Below are 813 nucleotides of genomic sequence, written 5' to 3'. Positions count from 1 at the left end.
TAGGGTGTGTTGACACTTTTAGCTTAAAAAAATAGCGAAGTAGTAAAATCAAATCGCCAAACCCAATTTTACTATTCGCTATGCCTCGTACCATGCTGACAGATCAACACTGGCAAAAGTTGAAAGTTATTCTGCGTAATTTATCCATTCACCACAACTCAAATTTACGCAATTTTATTGAAGCTATTCTCTATAGAATTAGAACAGGCTGTCCGTGGCGAGATATTCCTTCTTGTTTTGGTCATTCAAACTCTATTTTCAAACGTTTTAATCGTTGGTCAAGCAGCGGTAAGTTACTTAGATTATTCAAATTACTAGCCTCATGCCCCGATATGGAGTGGATTTTTATTGATGGCTCTCATGTACGTGCTCATCAACATTCTGCCGGTATAGCGAATCAATCTATTTCTAAAAGTGTAGGAGGAAACTCCTCAAAAATACATTTGATTGTTGATGCACATGGCAATCCTATTGATTTCATGATTACCGATGGAACCACACATGATGTTAAAGTTGCACCTGATTTAATATCAACATTAGATTTAAAAGAGACAAAAGTGGTATGTGCAGATAAAGGCTATGATTCAGAACCACTGCGTGAACAGATCAGGAAAACAGGGACTAAAGCGAATATACCAAAGAAAACAAATAGCCAATCGAACAATGACCATATGGACTGGTGTTTATATAAAATCAGGCATTTAGTTGAAAATATGTTTTGTAGATTAAAGCAATTTAGAGGAATAGCTACTCGATATGACAAGCTCAAAAGAAATTATCAAAGTTCTGTTGCTTTAGCCTGTATATTTTTAT

General features: G+C 35.4%; 1 protein-coding gene. It reads left to right on the top strand.

Annotated features, from left to right (window positions below):
• Positions 1-80 precede the first annotated feature (80 nt).
• On the top strand, positions 81-813 hold a 733-nt coding region (locus ACP7BU_RS15330), incomplete at its 3' end, for an IS5-like element ISAba31 family transposase (RefSeq protein ID WP_425880204.1).

Source organism: Acinetobacter sp. 40AMC3-4, assembly GCF_049898185.1.
In the GTDB taxonomy this organism is placed as follows: domain Bacteria; phylum Pseudomonadota; class Gammaproteobacteria; order Pseudomonadales; family Moraxellaceae; genus Acinetobacter.
Note: the sequence above shows the minus strand (reverse complement) of the source record. Positions and strands in the feature narration are given on the sequence as shown.